Source organism: Burkholderia sp. Bp8963, assembly GCF_003854275.1.
Taxonomy (GTDB): domain Bacteria; phylum Pseudomonadota; class Gammaproteobacteria; order Burkholderiales; family Burkholderiaceae; genus Burkholderia.
Genome location: NZ_QTQP01000017.1, coordinates 44,182 through 64,332 on the forward strand (window position 1 = coordinate 44,182; position 20,151 = coordinate 64,332).

Genomic DNA, 20,151 nt, shown 5'->3' on the forward strand with positions numbered 1-20,151 from the left:
GGGCTTGGCGTCATGCGTCCACGTCGCGACGCCGCCCCCTGTCGATTCAAGGCCCCATGAAGCTGAGCTACAAGATCCCCTTCGCATTTGCCGTTGCGCTGCTGCTGATGCTGTCCGGCGCGCTGTATGGCATTCACATCCTCAATCGCTCGATCGATACGTTCGCAAACGACGTGCGGACGAACGTCGCCAACGAACGGCTCGTGTCGGCCACCCTCGTGCAGTTCAAGCTGCAGGTCCAGGAATGGAAGGACACGCTGCTGCGCGGCAAGCAGCCCGACAAGCTGGACAAGTACTGGAGCGCGTTCCAGACGCGCGAGCGCACGGTCGACACGCTTGCCGCGCAGCTCGACAGGCAATTGCCGCCCGGCGAAAGCCGCACGCTCGTCGAACAGTTCATGCGCGCGCATGCGGCGATGGGCGACGGCTACCGGCGCGGTTTCGACGCGTTCACGGCAGCCGGTTTCGAGCCGGCGGCCGGTGACGCGGCGGTCGCGGGCGTCGATCGCGAGCCGGCCGCGCTGCTCGAGCGCGCCGCGAAGACCATCGCCGACGAAAGCGCCGCGGTGTCCGCGCAAGCGAGCCGCGACGCACGGCACGCGACCGCCGCGAGCATCGTGCTGATGCTCGTCGTGCTGGGCATCGCGATGCTCGGGGCGTTCCTGTTCAGCCGCGCGATCCTGCGGCCGCTCGATGCGGCCGTCGCGTGTGCGAAGGCGGTGGCCGCTGGCGACCTGACGCGCGAAGTCGATGCGAGCGGCCGCGACGAGATCGCCGAATTGCTGCGCGCATTGCAGACGATGCGCGCGAGCCTGTCGGGCGTCGTGCTCGAGGTCCGCACGCACGCGGAAGCGGTCGCGGCAGCGAGTGCGGAGATTGCGGCGGGCAATCACGACCTGTCCGCGCGCACCGAAGCGCAGGCCGCGTCGCTGGAAGAAACCGCGGCGAGCATGGAGCAACTGACGGGCGTCGTGCGGCAGTCGGCCGAAAACGCACAGCACGCGGCGCGGCTTGCCGACGACGCGTCCGGCATCGCGTCGGCCGGCGGCGGCGTGATGACGCAGGCGGTCGACACGATGAACGGGATCGCCGACAGCGCGGCGAAGGTCGGCGAGATCATCGCGGTGATCGACGGGATCGCGTTCCAGACCAACATCCTCGCGCTGAACGCGGCGGTCGAGGCCGCGCGTGCGGGCGAGCAGGGCCGCGGCTTCGCCGTTGTCGCATCCGAAGTGCGCACGCTCGCGCAGCGCAGCGCGGCCGCCGCGAAGGAGATCAAGGGGCTGATCGAGCAGTCGACGCGGCGCGTCGGCGCCGGGGCGGCACTGATCGGCCGCGCGGGCGAGTCGATTCACGAGATCGTCGCCGCGGCGCGGCGGGTCACGGCGATCGTCGCGGAGATTTCGTCGGCAGCGCAGGAGCAGAGCGGCGGGATCCAGCAGGTCAACGTCGCGGTCACGCAGATGGACGCCGCGACGCAGCACAATGCGGCGCTCGTCGAGCAGGCGTCGGCGGCGACGCAGGCGCTCGCGGAGCAGGCGCGGGCGCTGCGGCACGCGGTAGCGGTGTTCAGGCTGCCCGACACGGTGGCGGCGTGAGCCGGGTGCCGCCACCCGAACCCCCGACCCGCCGCACCCTCAGCCCGCCGCCGCGTACTGCGCGAGCACCTTCTGACGGATCGACGGCTTGATGTTCGACTGCGCCATGTTGCCGCCGTAGTGCGCGACCACGCGCGGGTTCATCACGCGATACCAGAGCGGCGGGATGTAGGCGAACAGGATCATCGTCGCGTAACCGGCCGGCAACTGCGGCGAATCGTCGAAATGGCGCAGCGCCTGGTACGACCGGGTCGGATTCGCGTGATGGTCGGCATGCCGCTGCAGCTGGTACAGGAACAGGTTCGTCACGACGTGGTTGCTGTTCCACGAATGCTGCGGCGTGCAGCGCTCGTAGCGGCCGCTCGGCAGCTTCCGGCGTCCGAGCCCGTAATGCTCGACATAGTTCACGACCTCGAGCAGCGACGCGCCGTATGCCGCCTGGATCAGCAGGAACGGAATCACGACCTTGCCGAACAGCGCGATCGCGACGCCCCATACGACGACCGTCATCGCCCACGCATGCAGGACCTCGTTGCGCCAGGTCCATGGCGACTTGCCGAGCCGCGCGAGGCGGGTCTGTTCCAGATGCCATGCGGAGCGGATGCTGCCGACGACGGTGCGCGGCAGGAACGCCCAGAACGATTCGCCGAAGCGGGCGCTCGCCGGATCGTCGATGGTCGCGACACGGACGTGATGGCCGCGGTTGTGCTCGACGAAGAAGTGCCCGTACGCGACCGGCGCGAGCGTGATCTTCGCGAGCCAGCGCTCGAAGCGGCTGGTCTTGTGCCCGAGTTCGTGCGCGGTATTGATCGAGATGCCGGTCGCCGCGCCGAGCGACAGCGCGAAGCCGACGTAGTCGTACCACGCGAGCGCATGCGTGGCGACGATCCACGCGCAGACGAAGAACGCGACGTATTCGACGAGCGTCGCGAGATAGACGATCAACCGGTAGTAGCGCTCCTTCTCGAGCCGGGACACGATTTCGTCCGGGGGATTGTCGCGATCGTCGCCGATCAGCGTATCGAGGATCGGGATCACGCCGAACGCGAACAGCGGCCCGAACCACCAGAACACGTGCAGGCCCGTCGACAGCGCGAGCTGGGCCGCCAGGATCGGCAGCGTGATCGTCAGCGCGCCGAGCAGCCACAGGTAACGCTTGCCATCCGACCAGCTCGACGCCGATCCGTCGGTCATTGCCATTGTCTCCCTCCTGTCGGCCGGACTTCGCGCCCGGCCCGATACGAAGCGGTTCGAATCCATCGTTGGTCCGCGCCGCATGCGCGCGACACCGGGTCTTGGCCCCGGATCGTGACCCGCGTCTGCCAGTTATACGATTCGCGTCCGACCAATTTCAACCCGCGCGCTAGGCGGGAAACTCCAAACGGCGGGGTGCCGGCGGCGCGGGCGGGGAAGGGCGCGCACGCGGTGATTGAAACAGACAGGAAGCGCGATTTCCCCTGGCCAGGACGGAACGTTCGTCAGACGAAAACGGGGCGGCTCCTAACCCGTGCGTCCGGTGTGTGTGCCAAGCAACAAATGTTGCGTCGCAATAAAATCGCTGACGCGAATCGCGTTTCGTTCGATATCCGATCGACTGTCCTGCATGGAATTTCGGCGCGGCCGGCTGAACGTGCGTGGCGCGTCGCGCTGACGCGCCCGTCAGTCAAGGTGCCCGGCCGGCGGGCCAGCGCTGATACGAGCCGTTGATGGCCGCGGCGCACGGTCTGGCAGCGATGTTGCATATGCACAGCAGGGCGCGTGCGATGGCGCAACCGGGCGGTTGCAACGCCTGTTGCCTTTCGATTCGCGCCGGCATTTGAAAATAACGATTTGACTCATACCCCGCTTTCGGTTGAAGCTAGTAACTTGCTGTCCGAAGGGGGCTGTGCCTGCATGAGTTCGATCTTGACCGTTCGTCGTATCGTTGCCGACCAGGGCGGCGTGTATCGCGAACTCCGCGCCGCATCGCTGCGCGAGCCCTACGCGCCCGGCGAAGCGCCGGAGGCCGAATTGCTGAACGTCGATTCCGACGCGGCGGCGGCCATTGCCGCGCAGCGCGCGACGTCCGATCAGTCGACGACGTTCCTGCTGTATACCGAAGGCCATCCGGCCGGCATGATCGGCGCGTATTTCGACAATACGCCCGAGCATCGCGCATTCGTCAGCGAGCTGTGGGTCGCGCACGCGGTGCGCCACCTGCGCGGTGGCCTGCTGCTCGTCGAGACGGCGAGCGCGTGGCTCGCCGAACGCGGCGCGCAGGACATCTACGCATGGATCGCCGACGCGAACCGTAACGCGATCCGCTTCTACGAGCGCGCCGGCTTCGGCAACACCGGCGAGCATGCGCCGATCGCGCGGATGCCCGGCGCGATGAAGACGCTGTTCGTGTCGCGGGTGAAACACTGACGTGCGGGGCGGCGTCCGCCGGGCCACCCAGCCCCGAAGCGCGACGCCTGTTACACGACGCCTGTTGCGCGACGCCCCAAAATTAATGGCCCGTCGCGTGGACGCCTGTAAAATACGCAAAAATTTTTTGCAGAGTGTCCATGTCGCTTAAAAAATCGCCATTCTTCGAACTGCGCAGCGGTACGGTCGATACGTTGCTGTTCACCGTGAAGACGACCGATCTCGACGCGTTGCGCTCCGAGCTGGTCAAGCGCTTCGAAGCGACTCCCGAGTTTTTTGCCGACGATGTCGTCGCGATCGACGTCCGCCGTCTTGCGGACGGCGAACGCGTGGCGCTGGCCGACATCCGCCAGATGCTGAGCGACGTGCGGATGCGCCCGGTAGGCGTCGTCGCGCTGGCGTCGCAGGGCTGGGCAGGCGAAGCGGGGCTGCCGCTGCTCGAGGCGCGCGACCGCCGCGCGCCGTCGGCGAAGGCCTCCGGCGACCTGGATCATGCGCCCGTCGCCGAGGCGGCTGCCGTCGCGGCCCCTGCACCGGCCCCTGCAGCGGCCCAGGAGCCTGCTCCGGCGCCGCTGCAGGCCGGCGGCCAGACGCTCGTGATCGACAAGCCGTTGCGTTCGGGGCAGCAGATTTACGCGAAAGGAGACCTCGTGGTGCTCGCGCCGGTCAGTAACGGCGCCGAGATCATTGCGGAAGGCAATATCCACATCTACGCGCCGTTGCGCGGCCGCGCACTCGCGGGCGTGCACGGCAATCACGACGCGCGCATTTTCTGCACGTGTCTCGAGCCGGAACTGATTTCGATCGCGGGCATCTATCGAACAACCGAGAACCCGCTGCCTGCCGACGTGCTCGGCAAATCGGTGCAGATCCGGCTCGAAGAGGAAAAACTGATGATCGAACCGCTGCGCCTGACGTGAAGCACGCGGCGCACACCGGATCGATCGGCTCTCATTGACGAACACAGGGTATAGGGTAAATGGCAAAAATCATCGTGGTGACTTCGGGCAAGGGCGGCGTTGGCAAGACGACGACGAGCGCGAGCTTCGCGTCCGGTATTGCGCTGCGTGGCCACAAGACGGCAGTGATCGACTTCGACGTCGGCCTGCGCAACCTCGATCTCATCATGGGCTGCGAGCGTCGCGTCGTGTACGACCTCGTGAACGTGATCCAGGGTGAAGCGAACCTGAACCAGGCGCTGATCAAGGACAAGAAGTGCGAGAACCTGTACATCCTGCCGGCGTCGCAGACCCGCGACAAGGATGCGCTGACGCGTGAAGGCGTCGAGAAGGTGCTGAACGACCTGGCCGGCATGGATTTCGAGTACATCGTCTGCGACTCGCCGGCGGGCATCGAAGCCGGCGCGCTGCACGCGATGTACTTCGCGGATGAGGCGCTGATCGTGACGAACCCGGAAGTGTCGTCGGTGCGCGATTCGGACCGCATTCTCGGCATCCTGTCGTCGAAGACCAAGCGCGCGGCCGAAGGCAAGGATCCGATCAAGGAGCACCTGCTGATCACGCGTTACAGCCCGAAGCGCGTCAACGAAGGCGAGATGCTGTCGCTCGAGGACATCAGCGAGATCCTGCGCATCAAGCTGATCGGCGTGGTGCCGGAATCGGAAGCGGTGCTGCATGCGTCGAACCAGGGCCTGCCGGCCGTGCACCTCGACGGCACCGACGTCGCCGAAGCGTACAAGGACATCGTCGGGCGCTTCCTCGGCGAAGACAAGCCGCTGCGCTTCACCGAATACCAGAAGCCGGGCCTGCTGCAGCGCCTCTTCGGCAGCAAGTAACGGAGGCCGCCCATGTCCATTCTGTCGTTTCTCCTCGGTGAGAAGAAAAAATCCGCGTCGATCGCGAAGGAGCGCCTGCAACTCATCATCGCGCACGAGCGGGTAGGCGGAAAACCGCCGGCCGACTACCTGCCGGCGCTGCAGAAGGAGCTCGTCGCCGTGATCTCGAAGTACGTGCAGATTTCGAACGATGACATCCGCGTGAGCCTCGAGCGCCAGGACGATCTCGAAGTGCTCGAAGTGAAGATCGAGATTCCGCAAGCCTGACCCGCATCGTTCCCGTTCCGCACGGCGGCGCTCGCCGCCGTGCGCGTCTTACGCCCTGTTGCACTTTCGGGCACGCCGTAACACGGCGCCTGTCGGCCGTAACCCCTGCTCCCGCATTGAACGAATACGCTCGCGTTGCTTGTTCAATCAGGAGGTTGGAATGGCTGTCTCATCGATTCGTCGCGTTGTTCTCGCGTTCGCCGCCGCAGCTGCCGGCGTATCCGCTTTTGCCGCACCGCTCGCCGCGCGCGCGGACGAAATTCTCGTTGCGACGCCGGTCGTCACCCGGCCGGGCGAAGTCGTGATCGCCGAGCCGGTCGCCGCGCGCACCGAAGAGATCGTCGTCGTCGCGCCGAACGCGCCGCCGCCCGTGCGCTACGAAGTCGTGCCGGACGCGCGAGTCGGTTACGTATGGGAGCGCGGCCACTGGCACTGGGATCATGGCCAGTACGTGTGGATCGGTGGCCACTGGGAAGCCGAGCGGATCGGCATGCACTGGGTGCCGGGCCACTGGGACCAGCGCGGTCCGAACTGGTTCTGGACCCGCGGCCACTGGGCGTAACGGAGGCGTGCGATGAAAAAGACCGTCTTCGTGATCGCGCTCGTCGCCATCACGCTCGCCGGCTGCGTCGTCGTGCCGGCGCGGCCCGTGTACTACCGGCCGGCGCCGGTGGTCATCTATTGAGCGTCGCGCGGGGCGGCGTGCGTTGCAACGGCGTTTGCCGCGTTTGCCGCGACCGTCGCGTCGCCGTCCTGCGCACGTTCGCCCGACCCATGCCCGGCCGATTCGCCGCCGGTCTCGTCGTGCAGCGTTTCGAGCGGATCGGCGGGCGCCGCGTCCGCGTCCTGCGGCTCGGTGACGCCGGATGCCGGGCGGCCCGTACTGGTCGCCGCGGCCGCGGCGGCCGCAGCTGCCACGGGCGCGGGTGGCGCGAGATAGCGCTGCGCAAGCGTCTCGTACAGCGGCGGCGCGAAGAAGCGCGACACGCGGCTCGAGATCAGCGCGGCCGCCATCAGCGAGATCACGAGCGCGTGGCCGTTGATCATCTCCATCACGATCACGAACGACGTGATCGGCGATTGCGTGACGGCGGCGAGGTAGCCGACCATCGCGAGCGCGATCAGCATCGGCAGCGGCATGTCGCCGAACACCAGGTGCAGCAGGTTGCCGAACCCGGCACCGATCGACAGCGACGGCGCGAAGATCCCGCCCGGAATGCCTGGCAGGTACGACGCGACCATCGACGCCATCTTCAGGAACGGATAGAACACCGACAGGTGCTCGCGGCCGTCGAGCAGGCCGCGCGCTTCCGCATAGCCGCTGCCGAACGTCGTGCCGCCCGACACGAGGCCGATGACCGCGATCGCGAAGCCGCACAGCGCGGCGAACCTGATCGGCCGTTCGCGGTACAGCCCGAGCAGCTGCGCGGGCAGCCAGCGGCCGACGTTCAGCAAGACCCAGCAGAACAGCCCGCCCGCGATGCCCGTGACGATGGCGGTGACGAGCACGGCGAGCGCGAGCAGCTTCGGAAAATGCGGACCGACGTCGATCGTGCCGAAGTACGTGTAGTTGCCGTTCAGCCCGAGCGCGACGACGCCGGCGATGATGATCGCCGTGATCAGCACGCCGCTTGCGCGCGACGAGAAGCTGCGGGTCAGTTCCTCGATCGCGAACACGATGCCGGCGAGCGGCGTGTTGAACGCGGCCGACAGGCCGGCCGCCGCACCCGCGAGCACGAGCTGGCGCTCGATCTGCGCGTTCGAGCGCGGATAGAAACGCCGCAGGTTGAACATCAGCGACGCGCCGACCTGCACGGTCGGTCCTTCGCGGCCGATCGTGAAGCCGCCGAGGATGCCGAGGAACGAGATCAGGATCTTGCCGAACAGGATGCGCAGCGTCAGCAGCCGCGCGCCGAACTGGCTCGGGCGCGCATGCAGCGTCGCGATCACCTGCGGGATGCCGCTGCCTTCCGCGCCGCGGAAGAAGCGGCGGGTCAGCCACACGGAGCCGGCGGCGATCGCCGGGGTCAGCAGCAGCGGCAGCCAGGGCGCATGCTGCTGCAGCGAGCGGAACGACTCGTAACCCCAGTCGATCAGCCGCGCATAGAGCACGGCGGTGAGGCCGACGGCGATCGCACCGAGCCAGAAGATCCCGTATTGGCGCCAGATGCGCTGGGTGCGGCGGGTGACGGTGGAAAACAGGGCAGTGCGTTGCATCGGCGCGCCGTCGGCAAAGAATCGATTATAAAAAAGAACCGTGGCCGGCTGCGTTCAACTATCCTTCACGACGACGACGCATTTCGTTGCAAATGTAATCTGGATGTAATGCAAATGCTGCGCGATCGTTATTAGTATGCCGAAATGGCCGTTCTCTCTCGTGAAATTCTGACTACCGTGAAACGGATCCTCATTGTGAAAGTGACGTCGCTCGGCGATGTCGTCCAGACGTTGCCCGTCGTCGCCGACCTGCATCGCGCATTTCCCGGCGTGACGGTGGACTGGGCCGTCGACGAGTCGTGTGCGGAGGTGGTGCGCTGGCACCCGGGCGTGAGCAGCGTGCTGTGCGCGCCACTGCGCCGCTTCAAGAAACTGCGCAATGCAGGCGACCTGAAAGCGATTTCGTCGTCGATCGGCGCGTTGCGCGCGCACCGCTACGACGCGGTGATCGACCTGCACGGCGTGTACAAGAGCGCGATCATTTCGGTCCTTGCGCGCGCCAGGCGCCGGGTCGGCTACCAGACCCGGGATCTCGGCGAGGCGGGCGCGCGCTTTGCATACTCGCACCGCTTCGGCCCGCGGCCGGACTGCGATGCCTGGCACGGGATGCGCGTGAGCGCGGGCGAGGCGCTCGGCTACGAACCGCAAGGGATTGCGGACCACGGAGTCGTCGCGCCGAGCGATGTGAGCCTGCCTGCCACGGTCACCGATGGCGCGCCATTCATGCTGCTGTTCCATGCGACGTCGAACGTCGACAAGAAATGGCCGGCCAAGCATTGGGCGGCGCTCGCGACGCAGATGATGGCGCGCGGCGTGCGCGTGTTGCTGCCATGGGGTTCGCCGGCCGAGCGTGATGATGCGCAGGACATCGCCGCGCGTGCCCCCGGTGCGATCGTGCTGCCCGCGATGTCGGTGCGCGAGCTCGGTGCGGCGATCGGCCGGGCTGCGCTGGTGGTGGGCGTGGATACGGGGTTCGTACACATGTCGCACGCGCTGCGGCGGCCGACCGTGATGATCTTCGTGGCGACGTCGCGTCACCACTGCGGGATCGGCGGCGCGCCCCACGCACTGTCGATCGGCGAACCGGGCGCCGCGCCGAGTGTCGACGAAGCACTGGCAGCGATCGATGCGGTCGGTCCCGATTACGTGCAGCGCACGCCGGTAGCGGCCTGAACGGCGCGGCGCCGCCGCGCGGTCAGGCGAGCAGCGCTTCGACGGCCAGGACGGCGGCAATGGCTGCCGCGTTCGCGAGCAGCGCCTCGAGCACGAGCCCGCGCCACGTCTTCGGCCGGAAGCGGATCGCGAGCAGCAACGCGCCGCCCAGCGCGAGCGCGAGGGTCACGACGAGATCGGCGTTGTCGAGGCGGATGTTCATCGCGGTGGCTCCCTGACGATCGCGGCGCGCCCGCCGGCGCGCCTCGGTTGGAGCTCAGTTCCAGCTCAGTTCGAGTATAGGCACCGCCGGCCGGCACACAACCGGGGCTGCCCTGGGGTCAGACGAGCGACGTGTCGCGCGTTTCGCGCATCATCAGCACGCCGAGCAGGCTGATCGCCGCCGCGATCGACACATAGCCGCCGACCCACGACAGGCCGCCCCGGGCGGCCAGCAGCTGCGCGATGTAAGGCGCGATCGACGCGCCGAGGATCCCGCCGAGGTTGTATGCGACGCCGGCCCCCGTATAGCGGACGTGGGTCGGGAACAGCTCCGGCAGCAGTGCGCCCATCGGCGCGAACGTCACCCCCATCAGGAAGAGCTCGAGCGTCAGGAACAGCGCGACGAGCGGCATCGAGCCGCTGCCGAGCAGCGGCGCCATCACGAAGCCGGACAGCAGCGCGGCGCTCGAGCCCGCGACCAGCACCGGCTTGCGGCCGAAGCGATCCGACGCCCAGGCCGACAGCGGCGTCGCGAGCCCCATGAACACCACCGCGACGCACAGCAGGCCGAGGAAGCTCTGGCGCGGGATATGCAGCGTGGCGACGCCGTACGACAGCGAGAACACGGTCGAGATATAGAACAACGTGTAGCAGACGACCATCGCGAGCGCACCGAGCAGCGTCGGCTGCCAGTGTTGCGTGACGAGCGTCGCGACGGGCACGCGCACGCGTTCGTTGCGGTCGAGCGCGGCCTGGAACGCGGGCGTTTCGGCGATCTTGAGCCGCACGTACAGCCCGAGCGCGACGAGCACCGCGCTCACGAGGAACGGGATGCGCCAGCCCCAGCTGCGGAACTGCGCATCGGACAGCGACAGCGCGAGCGCGAAGAACAGCCCGTTCGACATCAGGAAGCCCACCGAGGGCCCAAGCTGCGGAAACATCCCGAACCAGCCGCGCTTGCCTTGCGGCGCGTTCTCGGTCGCGAGCAGCGCGGCGCCGCCCCATTCGCCGCCGAGGCCGATCCCCTGGCCGAAGCGCAGCACGCACAGCAGCACCGGCGCGAGCGTGCCGATTGCGTCGTAGCCGGGCACGAGGCCGATCGCGGTGGTGGACAGGCCCATCACGAGCAGCGACGCGACGAGCGTCGACTTGCGGCCGATGCGGTCGCCGAAATGGCCGAACAGGAACGCGCCGATCGGCCGCGCGATGAATGCGATGCCAAACGTGACGAACGCGGACAGCGCCTGCGCGGTCGCGGAGCCGTGCGGGAAGAACACCGGGCCGATCACGAGCGCGGCGGCGGTCGCGTACACGTAGAAATCATAGAATTCGATCGCGGTGCCGATGAAGCTTGCGAACACGATGCGCGTGTGGCTGAGCGCGCCGGCCGAATCGGTTGCGTGCGCAACGGCCGGTGGGGATGCGGACATGAGTGTCTCCGGTTTGTTTTTGGGGATGTTCGGTGAGGCGCGCGAACGCGTGCACGGCGAGATGGCCGCGCGAATGCGGAAAATTATAGCCAGCGGCGCCGCGCACCGGCAATGACGCGGCGTGAGGGGCTCAGTCGATCGACTGCGCTTGCGCGGACGCCGTACTCTGCAGCTGGAATTTGCCGTTGTCGTTGAAGAGCCAGCTTTCCATCAGCTCGATCTGGCCCTTGCCGTCGAGCAGCTTCGCGGGCGGCGGCGGCAGTGGCGCGGCGCGGCGCAGCGACTCGAGCGCGAGCGCTTCGGCTTCGCTGTCGCCGTTGCTGCGGTATACCGACGCGTGCACGATCTGGCCGTCGCGATCGAGCGTGAACGCGAGCACGACGAGCGAGCGCAGCATCGCCTGCGGCGTGCCGTGCAGCATCCCTGAAGGATTGCGTTCGGCGACGCGCTCGGCGACTTCGGTGCGATATTGGTCGAGGTTCGCGCTGCGCGTGATCGACGGCAGCGTCAGGATCGCATGCGGCGTGGGCAGCGTAATCGTGCAGGCGGAAAGCATGGCGACGGCGGCCAGCGCGGCGACGCGCAGCCGTACGACGCTCGGAACGGGAAGGGCGGACATGGAGCGGCGCCGAAGAACACGATATAAAAATGATAGTCGCGCGCGGGTGACCCGACATCGGGACAAACGCATAGCGCGCGTTGCGCGACGCTGCGTCTGCTGATGATGCCGGTGAATCGGCGCGTCGCTTCAATATCCGTGCGTGACGAGCGACAGTACCGACAGGTCCGGATGCGTGCCGTCGACGATGCTCTTGCCGATGTGCACGGCTTCGTGGGCCGCCTCGTCGAGCGTCGCAAAGCTTTCTTCGCCGTCCGCATGGAACGGCACCGCATGACCGGGCAGCGCGGGATTCGCGCCCGGATGGCAGACGTAGCCTGTATAGGTGAAGCGCGTGTCGTCGCCCGGCATCGGGCCCGGCACGACGTGGATCTCGAAGCCTTCGTAATCGACGTGGCGGGTAGGTGTCGACTGTTCGGACATGACGGCCTCCATGCGCCGCGTGAACGGGTGGATTCGCGCGGCTTCGGGTTCGCGGCGGCGTTCGTGTCGCCGTTCTGATCCGAATTCTAGGCGATGGCGGCGCAACCGGAGTCACGTTCGGCGCGAGCCGGACGGCGGCAGTCAGGCGGTCGTCGCGGCCTGCGTTACTGCACGCACTGCACGTTCTTTCTCGGCACGACGATGATCACCGGGTACGTTCCCCGGTCGAGTTCCACGCGCGCGACGACGGACAGCGTCGTCGGGTCGGAGTCGTCGTACACGCTGACCCGCTCGTGCCGCAGGTTCGTGACGCCGACGCAGCCGGTCGCGCGGCCTTCACCGGAAATCTGGCAGTGAATCTCGTTGTCGGCCAGATAGCGATACTGATTCGCGCTCGCGAGATATTCGCGCAGGCTCTGCGCCGATCCGCCGACGCCCGTGACGTAAGCGATCGCGCACGATTGCGCCGGCGTGTCGTTGCCGGTCGAGGTGTCGGCCGCCGCATGCGCGCTCATGGCGGCCAGCGCTGCGACGAGCGACGAAGCGATCAGGTGCTTCATGGCATGTGCTCCCGTGTTGCGAATCCGAGCGCGGGATTGTAACGGGATCCCGCAAAACCCATTCGAATGGTGGAACGCGTAGGCGGTTGCGGTGCCGTGTCCGCCGATGCGAAGGCGGCGAGCGGGCAAACAAAAACCCCGCCATTCATCGAATTGACGGGGTTTGTCGGATGATGCTGGCGGAAGCGGTGAGATTCGAACTCACGGACAGTCGCCCGTCGCCGGTTTTCAAGACCGGTGCCTTAAACCGCTCGGCCACGCTTCCACGAGGCGGCATTGTAACCGAAATGTCGCCCTTGTCGACCGGAGTGAGCACTTCATCGCTTACTCCGGTCCCATGCCCGGCGGTCATTGTCAGTCGTCACGCAGGAACAGTTCCTGCAGGTCGTTGAGAAAGCGCTGGCCGAGCGGCGTCGGCGCGATCTGCGTGAAATCGCGGGTGATCAGCGCGCGCCGTTCCGCTTCCCTGAGCGCCGGTTCGATCGTGCTCATCGGCAGGCCCGTGCGCTCGGCGAAGCTGTGTACCGGGAAGCCCTCGACGAGCCGCAGCGTGTTCAGCATGAACTCGAACGGCAGGTCGCGTGCGCCGACTTCGCGTTCTTCCTGCACCGGCGTGCCGGCCAGCGCCTCTTCGATGAAGGTGGCCGGGTGCTTGTAGCGCGCCTGCCGCAGGATGCGGTTCGGGAACGACAGCTTCGTGTGTGCGCCCGCGCCGATGCCGAGATAGTCGCCGAAGCGCCAGTAGTTCAGGTTGTGCTTGCACTGGTGGTGCGGCTTCGCATACGCGGACACCTCGTAGCGCTCGTAGCCGGCTTCGGCCGTGCGCGCGTGGATCCACTCCTGCATGTCGGCCGACGCGTCGTCGTCGGGCACGACGGGCGGAAACTTCGCGAACAGCGTATTCGGCTCGAGCGTCAGGTGATACAGCGACAGATGCGGCGGCGCGAACGACAGCGCGGTCTCGATGTCCGTGCGGCATTCGTCGAGCGTCTGGTTCGGCAGCGCGAACATCAGGTCGAGATTGAAGTTGTCGAACGTCTTCGCGGCGACCTCGACGGCCGCGCGCGCCTGCGCAGCGTCGTGGATGCGGCCGAGCGCCTTCAGGTGCGTCTCGTTGAAGCTCTGGATGCCGACCGACAGGCGGTTCACGCCGCTCGCGCGGAATTGCGCGAATTTCGCCGCCTCGAACGTGCCCGGATTCGCCTCGAGCGTGATCTCCGCATCCGCGTCGAGCGGCAGCAGCGCGCGCACGTCGGACAGCAAGCGGTCGAGGCCCGCTGCCGACAGCAGGCTCGGGGTGCCGCCGCCGATGAACACCGTATGCACCTGGCGCCCCCAGACGAGCGGCAGCGCATGCTCGAGATCGGCGCGCAGCGCATCGAGATACTCGGTTTCCGGAAACCGCTCGCCCTTCCACTCGTGCGAGTTGAAATCGCAGTACGGGCACTTGCGCACGCACCACGGGAAATGCACGTACAGCGCGAGCGGCGGCAGCGACGTCAGCCGCACCTGGCCGGGCGACGTGAACGTCGCGACGACGCGCGCACCGGTTTCTGCAGCCTGGCTCATGCTGCCTCCTGCAACGAACGAAGGTGAGCGTGGGGGCGCCTGGTCATTCCCCCTCCGCAAGCCGCGCGAGCAGCGCCTTGAGTGCGAGCGCGCGATGGCTGAGCGCGTTCTTCACGGGCGGTTCGAGCTCGGCCGCCGTCGCGCCGAGCGCCGGCAGGTAGAAATACGGGTCGTAGCCGAATCCGTGCGCGCCGCGTGGCGTGTCGACGATCTCGCCGTGCCAGCGGCCTTCGGCAAACAGCGGTTCCGGATCGTCGGCGTGACGCACGAGCGCGAGCACGCAGCAGTAATACGCGCGACGGTCCGCAACGTCGCGCAACTGGTCGACGAGATGCGCGTTGTTCGCCGCGTCGCCTTTTTCGAGCCCCGCGCGCTGCGCGTAGCGCGCCGAGTAGACGCCGGGCGCGCCGCGCAGCGCGCGCACGCACAGGCCGGAATCGTCGGCGATTGCCGGCAGCCCGGTGAGCTGCGCTGCGTGGCGCGCTTTCGTCAGCGCATTCTCGATGAACGTGCGGAACGGTTCGTCCGCTTCCGGCACCGCGAGGTCGCCTTGCGGAATCACGTCGATGCCGACGGTCGAGAACATCGCCGTGAATTCGCGCAGCTTGCCCGCGTTGTTCGACGCGAGCACGATGCGCGACAGCGGCGGCGTGGAGCGATCGTCAGGCATGGCTCGTACCCAGCGCGTCCTTCTGCATTTGCACGAGCGCACCGATCCCGCTCTGCGCGAGGTCGAGCAACGCGTTCATCTCGTCGCGCGAGAACGGCACGCCCTCGGCGGTGCCCTGGACTTCCACGAAGCCGCCCGCGCCCGTCATCACGACGTTCATGTCGGTGTCGCAGCGCGAATCCTCCGCGTAATCGAGATCGAGCACCGGGGTGCCTTCGAACACGCCGACCGAGATTGCGGCCACGTAGTCGGTGATCGGCGAACGCGCGAGCTTGCCGGCGGCGATCAGCTTCGACACCGCGTCATGCGCGGCGACGAATGCGCCGGTGATGCTCGCCGTGCGCGTGCCGCCATCGGCCTGGATTACGTCGCAGTCGATGTGGATCGTGCGCGGGCCGAGCGCCTCGAGGTCGAACACCGCGCGCAGCGCGCGGCCGATCAGGCGCTGAATTTCCTGCGTGCGGCCCGTCTGCTTGCCGCGCGCGGCTTCGCGATCGCTGCGCGTGTGCGTCGCGCGCGGCAGCATCCCGTATTCGGCCGTCAGCCAGCCTTGCCCGCGATCGCGCAGGAACTCCGGCACGCGCTCGGCGACGCTCGCCGTGCAGATCACCTTGGTGTCGCCGAACTCGACCAGCACGGAGCCTTCCGCATGCTTCGTGTAGTGGCGCGTGATGGCGACCTTGCGCAGCGCGTCGGCGCTGCGGCCGCTCGGACGGGAAAAGGATTGCGTCATGGGCGAGAAAGAGTGTGGGAGAGGAAACCCCGATTTTAGCGCCGAACGGCCCGCGTGCCCGGCGGGGGCGGCGCCAAAAATGGGATAATGCGCGTTTCCCGCCCCGCGCTTCGGACGCGCCGGGCGCCTCGATTGATTCCCGGCCCGCAAGGGCATCCAGACGGCGAGACGAACCATGATCTACAGCATGACGGGCTACGCGAGCGCGACGCGCGAACTCGCAGCGGCGACGGGCAACGGCGGCACCAGCGTGTCGGTCGAATTGCGTACCGTGAACTCGCGCTTCCTCGACCTGAATTTCCGCATGCCCGACGATGTGCGCGCATGTGAACCCGCGCTGCGCGAAATGCTGATGAACAAGCTGTCGCGCGGCAAGGTGGACGTGCGCATCAACCTGCAGCGTGGCGAGCAGAGCATCGGCGCGGGCGCGCTGAACCAGGCGGCGCTCGGCCAGCTTGCCGAGCTCGAACGTGCGGTGCTCGAGTCGTTCCCGGGCGTCGGCCGCCTGCGCTCGGGCGAGATCCTGCGCTGGCCGGGCGTGCTCGCGGAGAGCGGCGTGTCGGCCGACGCGATCCGCGACGCGGTGCTCGCGTGCGGCAAGGAAGCGATCAACGAGTTGGTGGTCGTGCGTTCGCGCGAAGGCGCGCAGCTTGCGACGATGCTGCTGTCGAACGTCGCCGAGATGGAAGCGATCGTCGCGCGCATCACGCCGCTCGTGCCGGAGCTGATCGCGAAGCATCAGCAGAAGATCGTCGAGCGGCTGCAGGAAGCGCTCGGCATCGCGGCACCGGAAGGCAGCGCGCCGATCGTGTCGCGCGAGGAAGCCGCGGAACGCATCCGTCAGGAAGTGACGATGTACGGGATCCGGATCGATATCGCGGAGGAGCTGTCGCGGCTCACCGCGCACCTGAACGAAACGCGTCATGTGATCGAGAAGGGCGGCCGCGTCGGCAAGCGCCTCGACTTCATGATGCAGGAACTGAATCGCGAAGCGAACACGCTCGGCTCGAAAGCGGCAGCCAAGGAACTGGCCGACGCGTCGATGGCGCTCAAGCTGCTGATCGAGCAGATGCGTGAGCAAGTGCAAAACCTGGAGTAACGCAACATGACCCAACCCATCCACGACGCGCATTCGCTGCACGGCGGCGTCTATCCGGGCAACCTGTTCATGGTCGTCGCGCCGTCGGGCGCCGGCAAGTCCACGCTCGTGAACGCGCTGCTGTCGAAGGACAGCGAGATCTGCCTGTCGATCTCGTATACGACGCGCAAGCCGCGGCCCGGCGAACAGGACGGCCAGCACTACCACTTCACGACGGTCGACGATTTCCGCGCGCGCCACGCGGCGCACGAATTCCTCGAGAGCGCGGAAGTGCACGGCAACTACTACGGCACGTCGCGCGTCTGGATCGAAGAGCAGATGAAGAACGGCCACGACGTGCTGCTCGAGATCGACTGGCAGGGCGCGCTGCAGGTCAAGAAGCAGTTCCGCAACGCGGTCGGCATCTTCATCCTGCCGCCGTCGCTCGACGCGCTCGAGGAGCGTCTGAAGAAGCGCGGCCAGGACGAGCCGAACGTGATCACGCGCCGTTTGCTCGCGGCCGGCAGCGAGATCGCACACGCGTCGGAAGCCGAGTACGTCGTGATCAACGAGAACTTCGAGCGCGCGCTCGCCGAGCTGGAATGCATCGTCGCCGCGACGCGCCTGCGCTTTGCTTCGCAGTACGCGCGACATGCGGAGCTGTTCATCGAGCTCGGCATCCACCTGCCGCACGCGGAATGACACGAGGCACGAGGGACATAAGGTAGAATAAGCACTATATTCAGAAGGAATTACCCAACATGGCTCGCATTACCGTCGAAGACTGCCTGAAGCAGATCCCGAACCGCTTCGAACTGGCGCTCGCCGCCACCTATCGCGCGCGGCAGCTCGCGCAAGGCCATACGCCGAAGATCGAAAGCCGCGACAAGCCGACCGTCGTTGCGCTGCGCGAGATCGCGGCCGGCCAGGTCGGCGTCGAGATGCTGAAGAAGGTGCCGGTCTAACCGCACCGCATCACTCCAGCCATGTAGTCCACGCGCGCAACGATTGCTGACCGAGGAGGCGAATATGAGCACCACCCCATCGTCCGCCTCCGCGGATCCGACCACCGAAGCCACGGCACAATCGCCTGCGCGCCAGTACATCAACGCGGTCCTCGAACAGTCGTTCCGGCATCTGTTCGGGCCGACCGCCACTCCGGAGCAACCGCGCAAGCACGGCGTCGTTTCGATCGCGAAACTGACCGGCACGCTCGCCGAGTATCTCGCTCCGGAGGAGATCAAAGAGGTCAAGGCGGCGTTCCACTTCAGCGACGAAGCCCACCTCGGTCAATATCGCCAGAGCGGCGAACCCTACATCACCCATCCCGTCGCCGTCGCGGAAATCTGCGCCGGCTGGAAGCTCGACGCGCAGGCCGTAATGGCCGCGCTGCTGCACGACGTGATGGAGGACCAGGGCGTGACCAAGAGCGAGCTGGCCGAGCGGTTCGGGCCGAAGGTCGCGGAACTGGTCGACGGCCTGTCCAAGCTCGACAAGATGGAATTCCGCAGCCGCGAGGAAGCGCAAGCGGAAAATTTCCGCAAGATGCTGCTCGCGATGGCACGCGACGTGCGGGTCATCCTCGTCAAGCTCGCCGATCGCCTGCACAACATGCGCACGCTCGGCGCGGTGCCGATGGAAAAGCGCCGCCGCGTCGCGCGCGAGACGCTCGACATCTATGCACCGATCGCGCACCGCCTGGGTCTGAACAATACGTATCGCGAGCTGCAGGACATGAGCTTCGCGAACTTCAACCCGCATCGCTACGCGACGCTCGAGAAGGCCGTGAAGGCCGCGCGAGGCAATCGCCGCGAGGTGATCAGCAAGATCCTCGAAGCCGCGCAGCGCGCGATGGTCGACGCGAAGATCGAAGCCGAGATCACCGGCCGCGAAAAGACCATCTACAGCGTCTACCGGAAGATGCGCGACAAGCAGCTGTCGTTCTCGCAGGTGCTCGACGTGTACGGCTTTCGCGTCGTCGTCGAGAATCCGCTCGACTGCTACACGTGCATCGGCGCGCTGCATGCGCTCTACAAGCCGGTGCCCGGCAAGTTCAAGGACTACATCGCGATCCCGAAGATCAACGGCTATCAGTCGCTGCACACGACGCTCGTCGGCCCGTTCGGCGCGCCGATCGAGTTCCAGGTGCGCACGCGCAAGATGCACGAGATCGCCGAGGCGGGGGTCGCCGCGCACTGGCTGTACAAGAACGGCAGCGCGGATCTCAGCGACGTGCAGAAGCGCGCGCACCAGTGGCTGAAGTCGCTGCTCGATATCCAGAGCGAAGCCGGCGATTCGAGCGAATTCCTCGAGCACGTGAAGATCGACCTGTTCCCGGATGCGGTCTACGTGTTTACGCCGAAGTCGAAGATCATGGCGCTGCCGCGCGGCGCGACCGCGCTCGACTTCGCGTATTCGATCCACAGCGATCTCGGCAATCAGTGCGTCGCCGTGAAGATCAACAACGAGCTGCTGCCGTTGCGCACCGAGCTGAAGAGCGGCGACATCGTCGAAGTGATCACGGCTCCGTATTCGAAGCCGAACCCTGCGTGGCTCGGCTTCGTGCGCACCGGTAAGGCACGCTCGGCGATCCGTCACTATCTGAAGACGATGCGCCTGAACGAATCAGTGCAGCTCGGCGAGCGGCTCGTCGATCAGAGCCTGAAGGGTTACGGGCTTGCGCTTGCCGACGTCACGCCGGAAGTTTGGGAAAAGCTCGTGCAGTGGACGGGCAACAAGAGCCGCCAGGAAATCTTCGCGGACATCGGCCTCGGCCGCCGCGTCGCGGCGGTGATGGCGAAGCGCATCGAGGTACTGATGAGCGGCCGCGATGCGGACGACGACCTGCCGAAGGCCGAGCGCCATGCCGCGCATCATGCGCCACCGGTCGTGATCACGGGCACCGAAGGGATGTCGGTGCAGCTGTCCGCATGCTGCCGGCCGATTCCGGGTGACGCGATCATGGGCTATATCGGCATCGGGCTGGGGATGGCGATTCATACGACCGATTGCCGAGTCGCGCAACGTATCCATCGTCGCGACCCGGGCCGCTGGATCGACGTCGAGTGGGCGCCTCAGCCGGGCCGGTTGTTCGATGTCGCGGTGAAGGCGCTCGTGAAGAATACGAAGGGGATCTTCGCACGGGTGGCGGCGGATATCACGTCGGCCGACGCGAACATCGTGCACATCGCGATGGACGAGGATCTCACGCACGAATCGACGGTGCTGCGCTTCGTGATCCAGGTCAGTGACCGCGTCCATCTGGCGAACGTGATGCGGCGCGTGCGGACCAACCCGGATGTGATGCGGATCATGCGCGAACGTTCGACCGACGACGGCACGCATGCGCGTCACGACGGCGGGATGCGCATCGAACGCGAGCGGCAGGATTACTGACGCTCGTGTCCTTCGA

General features: G+C 66.8%; 21 protein-coding genes and 1 tRNA gene. 11 read left to right on the plus strand and 11 right to left on the minus strand.

Annotated elements, in window-relative coordinates; translation table 11 throughout:
• Positions 1-56: 56 nt before the first annotated feature.
• Positions 57-1,598: a methyl-accepting chemotaxis protein gene (locus DID96_RS16405; protein WP_124600343.1), complete on the plus strand. Its 1,542-nt coding sequence runs from the start codon at positions 57-59 to the stop codon at positions 1,596-1,598.
• A gap of 39 nt (positions 1,599-1,637) precedes the next feature.
• Here the strand turns inward: DID96_RS16405 and DID96_RS16410 are convergent, their stop codons facing one another.
• Entirely contained in the window at positions 1,638-2,798 is a 1,161-nt protein-coding gene (locus DID96_RS16410; protein ID WP_124600344.1) for an alkane 1-monooxygenase, read from the minus strand.
• A 558-nt stretch (positions 2,799-3,356) separates the two neighbouring features.
• On the opposite strand from DID96_RS16410, the gene DID96_RS16415 reads away from it, so the two are divergent.
• From DID96_RS16415 to DID96_RS16435, 5 genes are all read left to right on the plus strand, one after another.
• On the plus strand, positions 3,357-4,004 hold the full coding sequence (locus tag DID96_RS16415; RefSeq protein WP_409333781.1) for a GNAT family N-acetyltransferase: 648 nt from the start codon (positions 3,357-3,359) through the stop codon (positions 4,002-4,004).
• A gap of 140 nt (positions 4,005-4,144) precedes the next feature.
• Positions 4,145-4,924 (plus strand): septum site-determining protein MinC, encoded by a 780-nt coding sequence (gene minC / locus DID96_RS16420; RefSeq protein ID WP_124600346.1) that lies wholly within the window; start codon positions 4,145-4,147, stop codon positions 4,922-4,924.
• A 59-nt stretch (positions 4,925-4,983) separates the two neighbouring features.
• Positions 4,984-5,799 (plus strand): septum site-determining protein MinD, encoded by an 816-nt coding sequence (minD, locus tag DID96_RS16425; protein ID WP_124600347.1) that lies wholly within the window; start codon positions 4,984-4,986, stop codon positions 5,797-5,799.
• Positions 5,800-5,811: 12 nt separating this feature from the next.
• Complete coding sequence (minE, locus tag DID96_RS16430; protein WP_010091676.1) at positions 5,812-6,066, plus strand: cell division topological specificity factor MinE; 255 nt, start codon at positions 5,812-5,814, stop codon at positions 6,064-6,066.
• Positions 6,067-6,226: 160 nt separating this feature from the next.
• Complete coding sequence (locus DID96_RS16435; protein ID WP_124600348.1) at positions 6,227-6,628, plus strand: YXWGXW repeat-containing protein; 402 nt, start codon at positions 6,227-6,229, stop codon at positions 6,626-6,628.
• A gap of 116 nt (positions 6,629-6,744) precedes the next feature.
• Here DID96_RS16435 and DID96_RS16440 read toward each other — a convergent pair whose 3' ends face one another.
• On the minus strand, positions 6,745-8,283 hold the full coding sequence (locus DID96_RS16440; RefSeq protein WP_124600349.1) for a chloride channel protein: 1,539 nt from the start codon (positions 8,281-8,283) through the stop codon (positions 6,745-6,747).
• A 177-nt stretch (positions 8,284-8,460) separates the two neighbouring features.
• Between DID96_RS16440 and waaC the strand changes: the two genes are divergently transcribed.
• Positions 8,461-9,456 (plus strand): lipopolysaccharide heptosyltransferase I, encoded by a 996-nt coding sequence (waaC, locus tag DID96_RS16445; protein WP_124600350.1) that lies wholly within the window; start codon positions 8,461-8,463, stop codon positions 9,454-9,456.
• Between the two features lie 22 nt (positions 9,457-9,478).
• Here the strand turns inward: waaC and DID96_RS16450 are convergent, their stop codons facing one another.
• From DID96_RS16450 to rph, 9 genes are all read right to left on the minus strand, one after another.
• Positions 9,479-9,658 (minus strand): hypothetical protein, encoded by a 180-nt coding sequence (locus tag DID96_RS16450; protein ID WP_124600351.1) that lies wholly within the window; start codon positions 9,656-9,658, stop codon positions 9,479-9,481.
• Positions 9,659-9,776: 118 nt separating this feature from the next.
• Entirely contained in the window at positions 9,777-11,087 is a 1,311-nt protein-coding gene (locus DID96_RS16455; RefSeq protein WP_124600352.1) for an MFS transporter, read from the minus strand.
• Between the two features lie 130 nt (positions 11,088-11,217).
• Positions 11,218-11,706 (minus strand): energy transducer TonB, encoded by a 489-nt coding sequence (locus DID96_RS16460; protein WP_260463917.1) that lies wholly within the window; start codon positions 11,704-11,706, stop codon positions 11,218-11,220.
• Positions 11,707-11,835: 129 nt separating this feature from the next.
• A complete protein-coding gene (locus DID96_RS16465) occupies positions 11,836-12,129 on the minus strand; it encodes a hypothetical protein (RefSeq protein ID WP_124600354.1) in 294 nt (97 codons plus the stop codon).
• Between the two features lie 164 nt (positions 12,130-12,293).
• Positions 12,294-12,689, minus strand: coding sequence for a hypothetical protein (locus DID96_RS16470; RefSeq protein WP_124600355.1), 396 nt, complete (start codon positions 12,687-12,689; stop codon positions 12,294-12,296).
• A 177-nt stretch (positions 12,690-12,866) separates the two neighbouring features.
• Positions 12,867-12,954: transfer RNA gene (locus DID96_RS16475), tRNA-Ser, on the minus strand.
• Positions 12,955-13,043: 89 nt separating this feature from the next.
• Complete coding sequence (gene hemW / locus DID96_RS16480; protein ID WP_124600356.1) at positions 13,044-14,258, minus strand: radical SAM family heme chaperone HemW; 1,215 nt, start codon at positions 14,256-14,258, stop codon at positions 13,044-13,046.
• 43 nt (positions 14,259-14,301) lie between these two features.
• A complete protein-coding gene (gene rdgB, locus DID96_RS16485; RefSeq protein ID WP_124600357.1) occupies positions 14,302-14,928 on the minus strand; it encodes an RdgB/HAM1 family non-canonical purine NTP pyrophosphatase in 627 nt (208 codons plus the stop codon).
• Positions 14,921-15,661, minus strand: a complete 741-nt coding sequence (rph, locus tag DID96_RS16490) for a ribonuclease PH (protein WP_124600358.1) — start codon at positions 15,659-15,661, stop codon at positions 14,921-14,923. Before rph ends, rdgB begins: the two co-directional genes overlap by 8 nt.
• Before the next feature lie 175 nt (positions 15,662-15,836).
• Here rph and DID96_RS16495 point away from each other — a divergent pair, with 175 nt between their 5' ends.
• The 4 genes from DID96_RS16495 to DID96_RS16510 all read left to right on the plus strand — a co-directional run bounded on the left by DID96_RS16495 (position 15,837) and on the right by DID96_RS16510 (position 20,135).
• Entirely contained in the window at positions 15,837-16,760 is a 924-nt protein-coding gene (locus tag DID96_RS16495; RefSeq protein WP_124600359.1) for a YicC/YloC family endoribonuclease, read from the plus strand.
• Between the two features lie 6 nt (positions 16,761-16,766).
• Complete coding sequence (gene gmk / locus DID96_RS16500) at positions 16,767-17,441, plus strand: guanylate kinase (protein ID WP_124600360.1); 675 nt, start codon at positions 16,767-16,769, stop codon at positions 17,439-17,441.
• A gap of 59 nt (positions 17,442-17,500) precedes the next feature.
• Positions 17,501-17,704, plus strand: a complete 204-nt coding sequence (rpoZ, locus tag DID96_RS16505; RefSeq protein WP_006025620.1) for a DNA-directed RNA polymerase subunit omega — start codon at positions 17,501-17,503, stop codon at positions 17,702-17,704.
• A gap of 64 nt (positions 17,705-17,768) precedes the next feature.
• Positions 17,769-20,135 carry a bifunctional (p)ppGpp synthetase/guanosine-3',5'-bis(diphosphate) 3'-pyrophosphohydrolase gene (locus DID96_RS16510; protein ID WP_124600361.1) on the plus strand — a complete coding sequence of 789 codons (2,367 nt, stop codon included), beginning with the start codon at positions 17,769-17,771 and terminating at the stop codon, positions 20,133-20,135.
• Positions 20,136-20,151 lie beyond the last annotated feature (16 nt).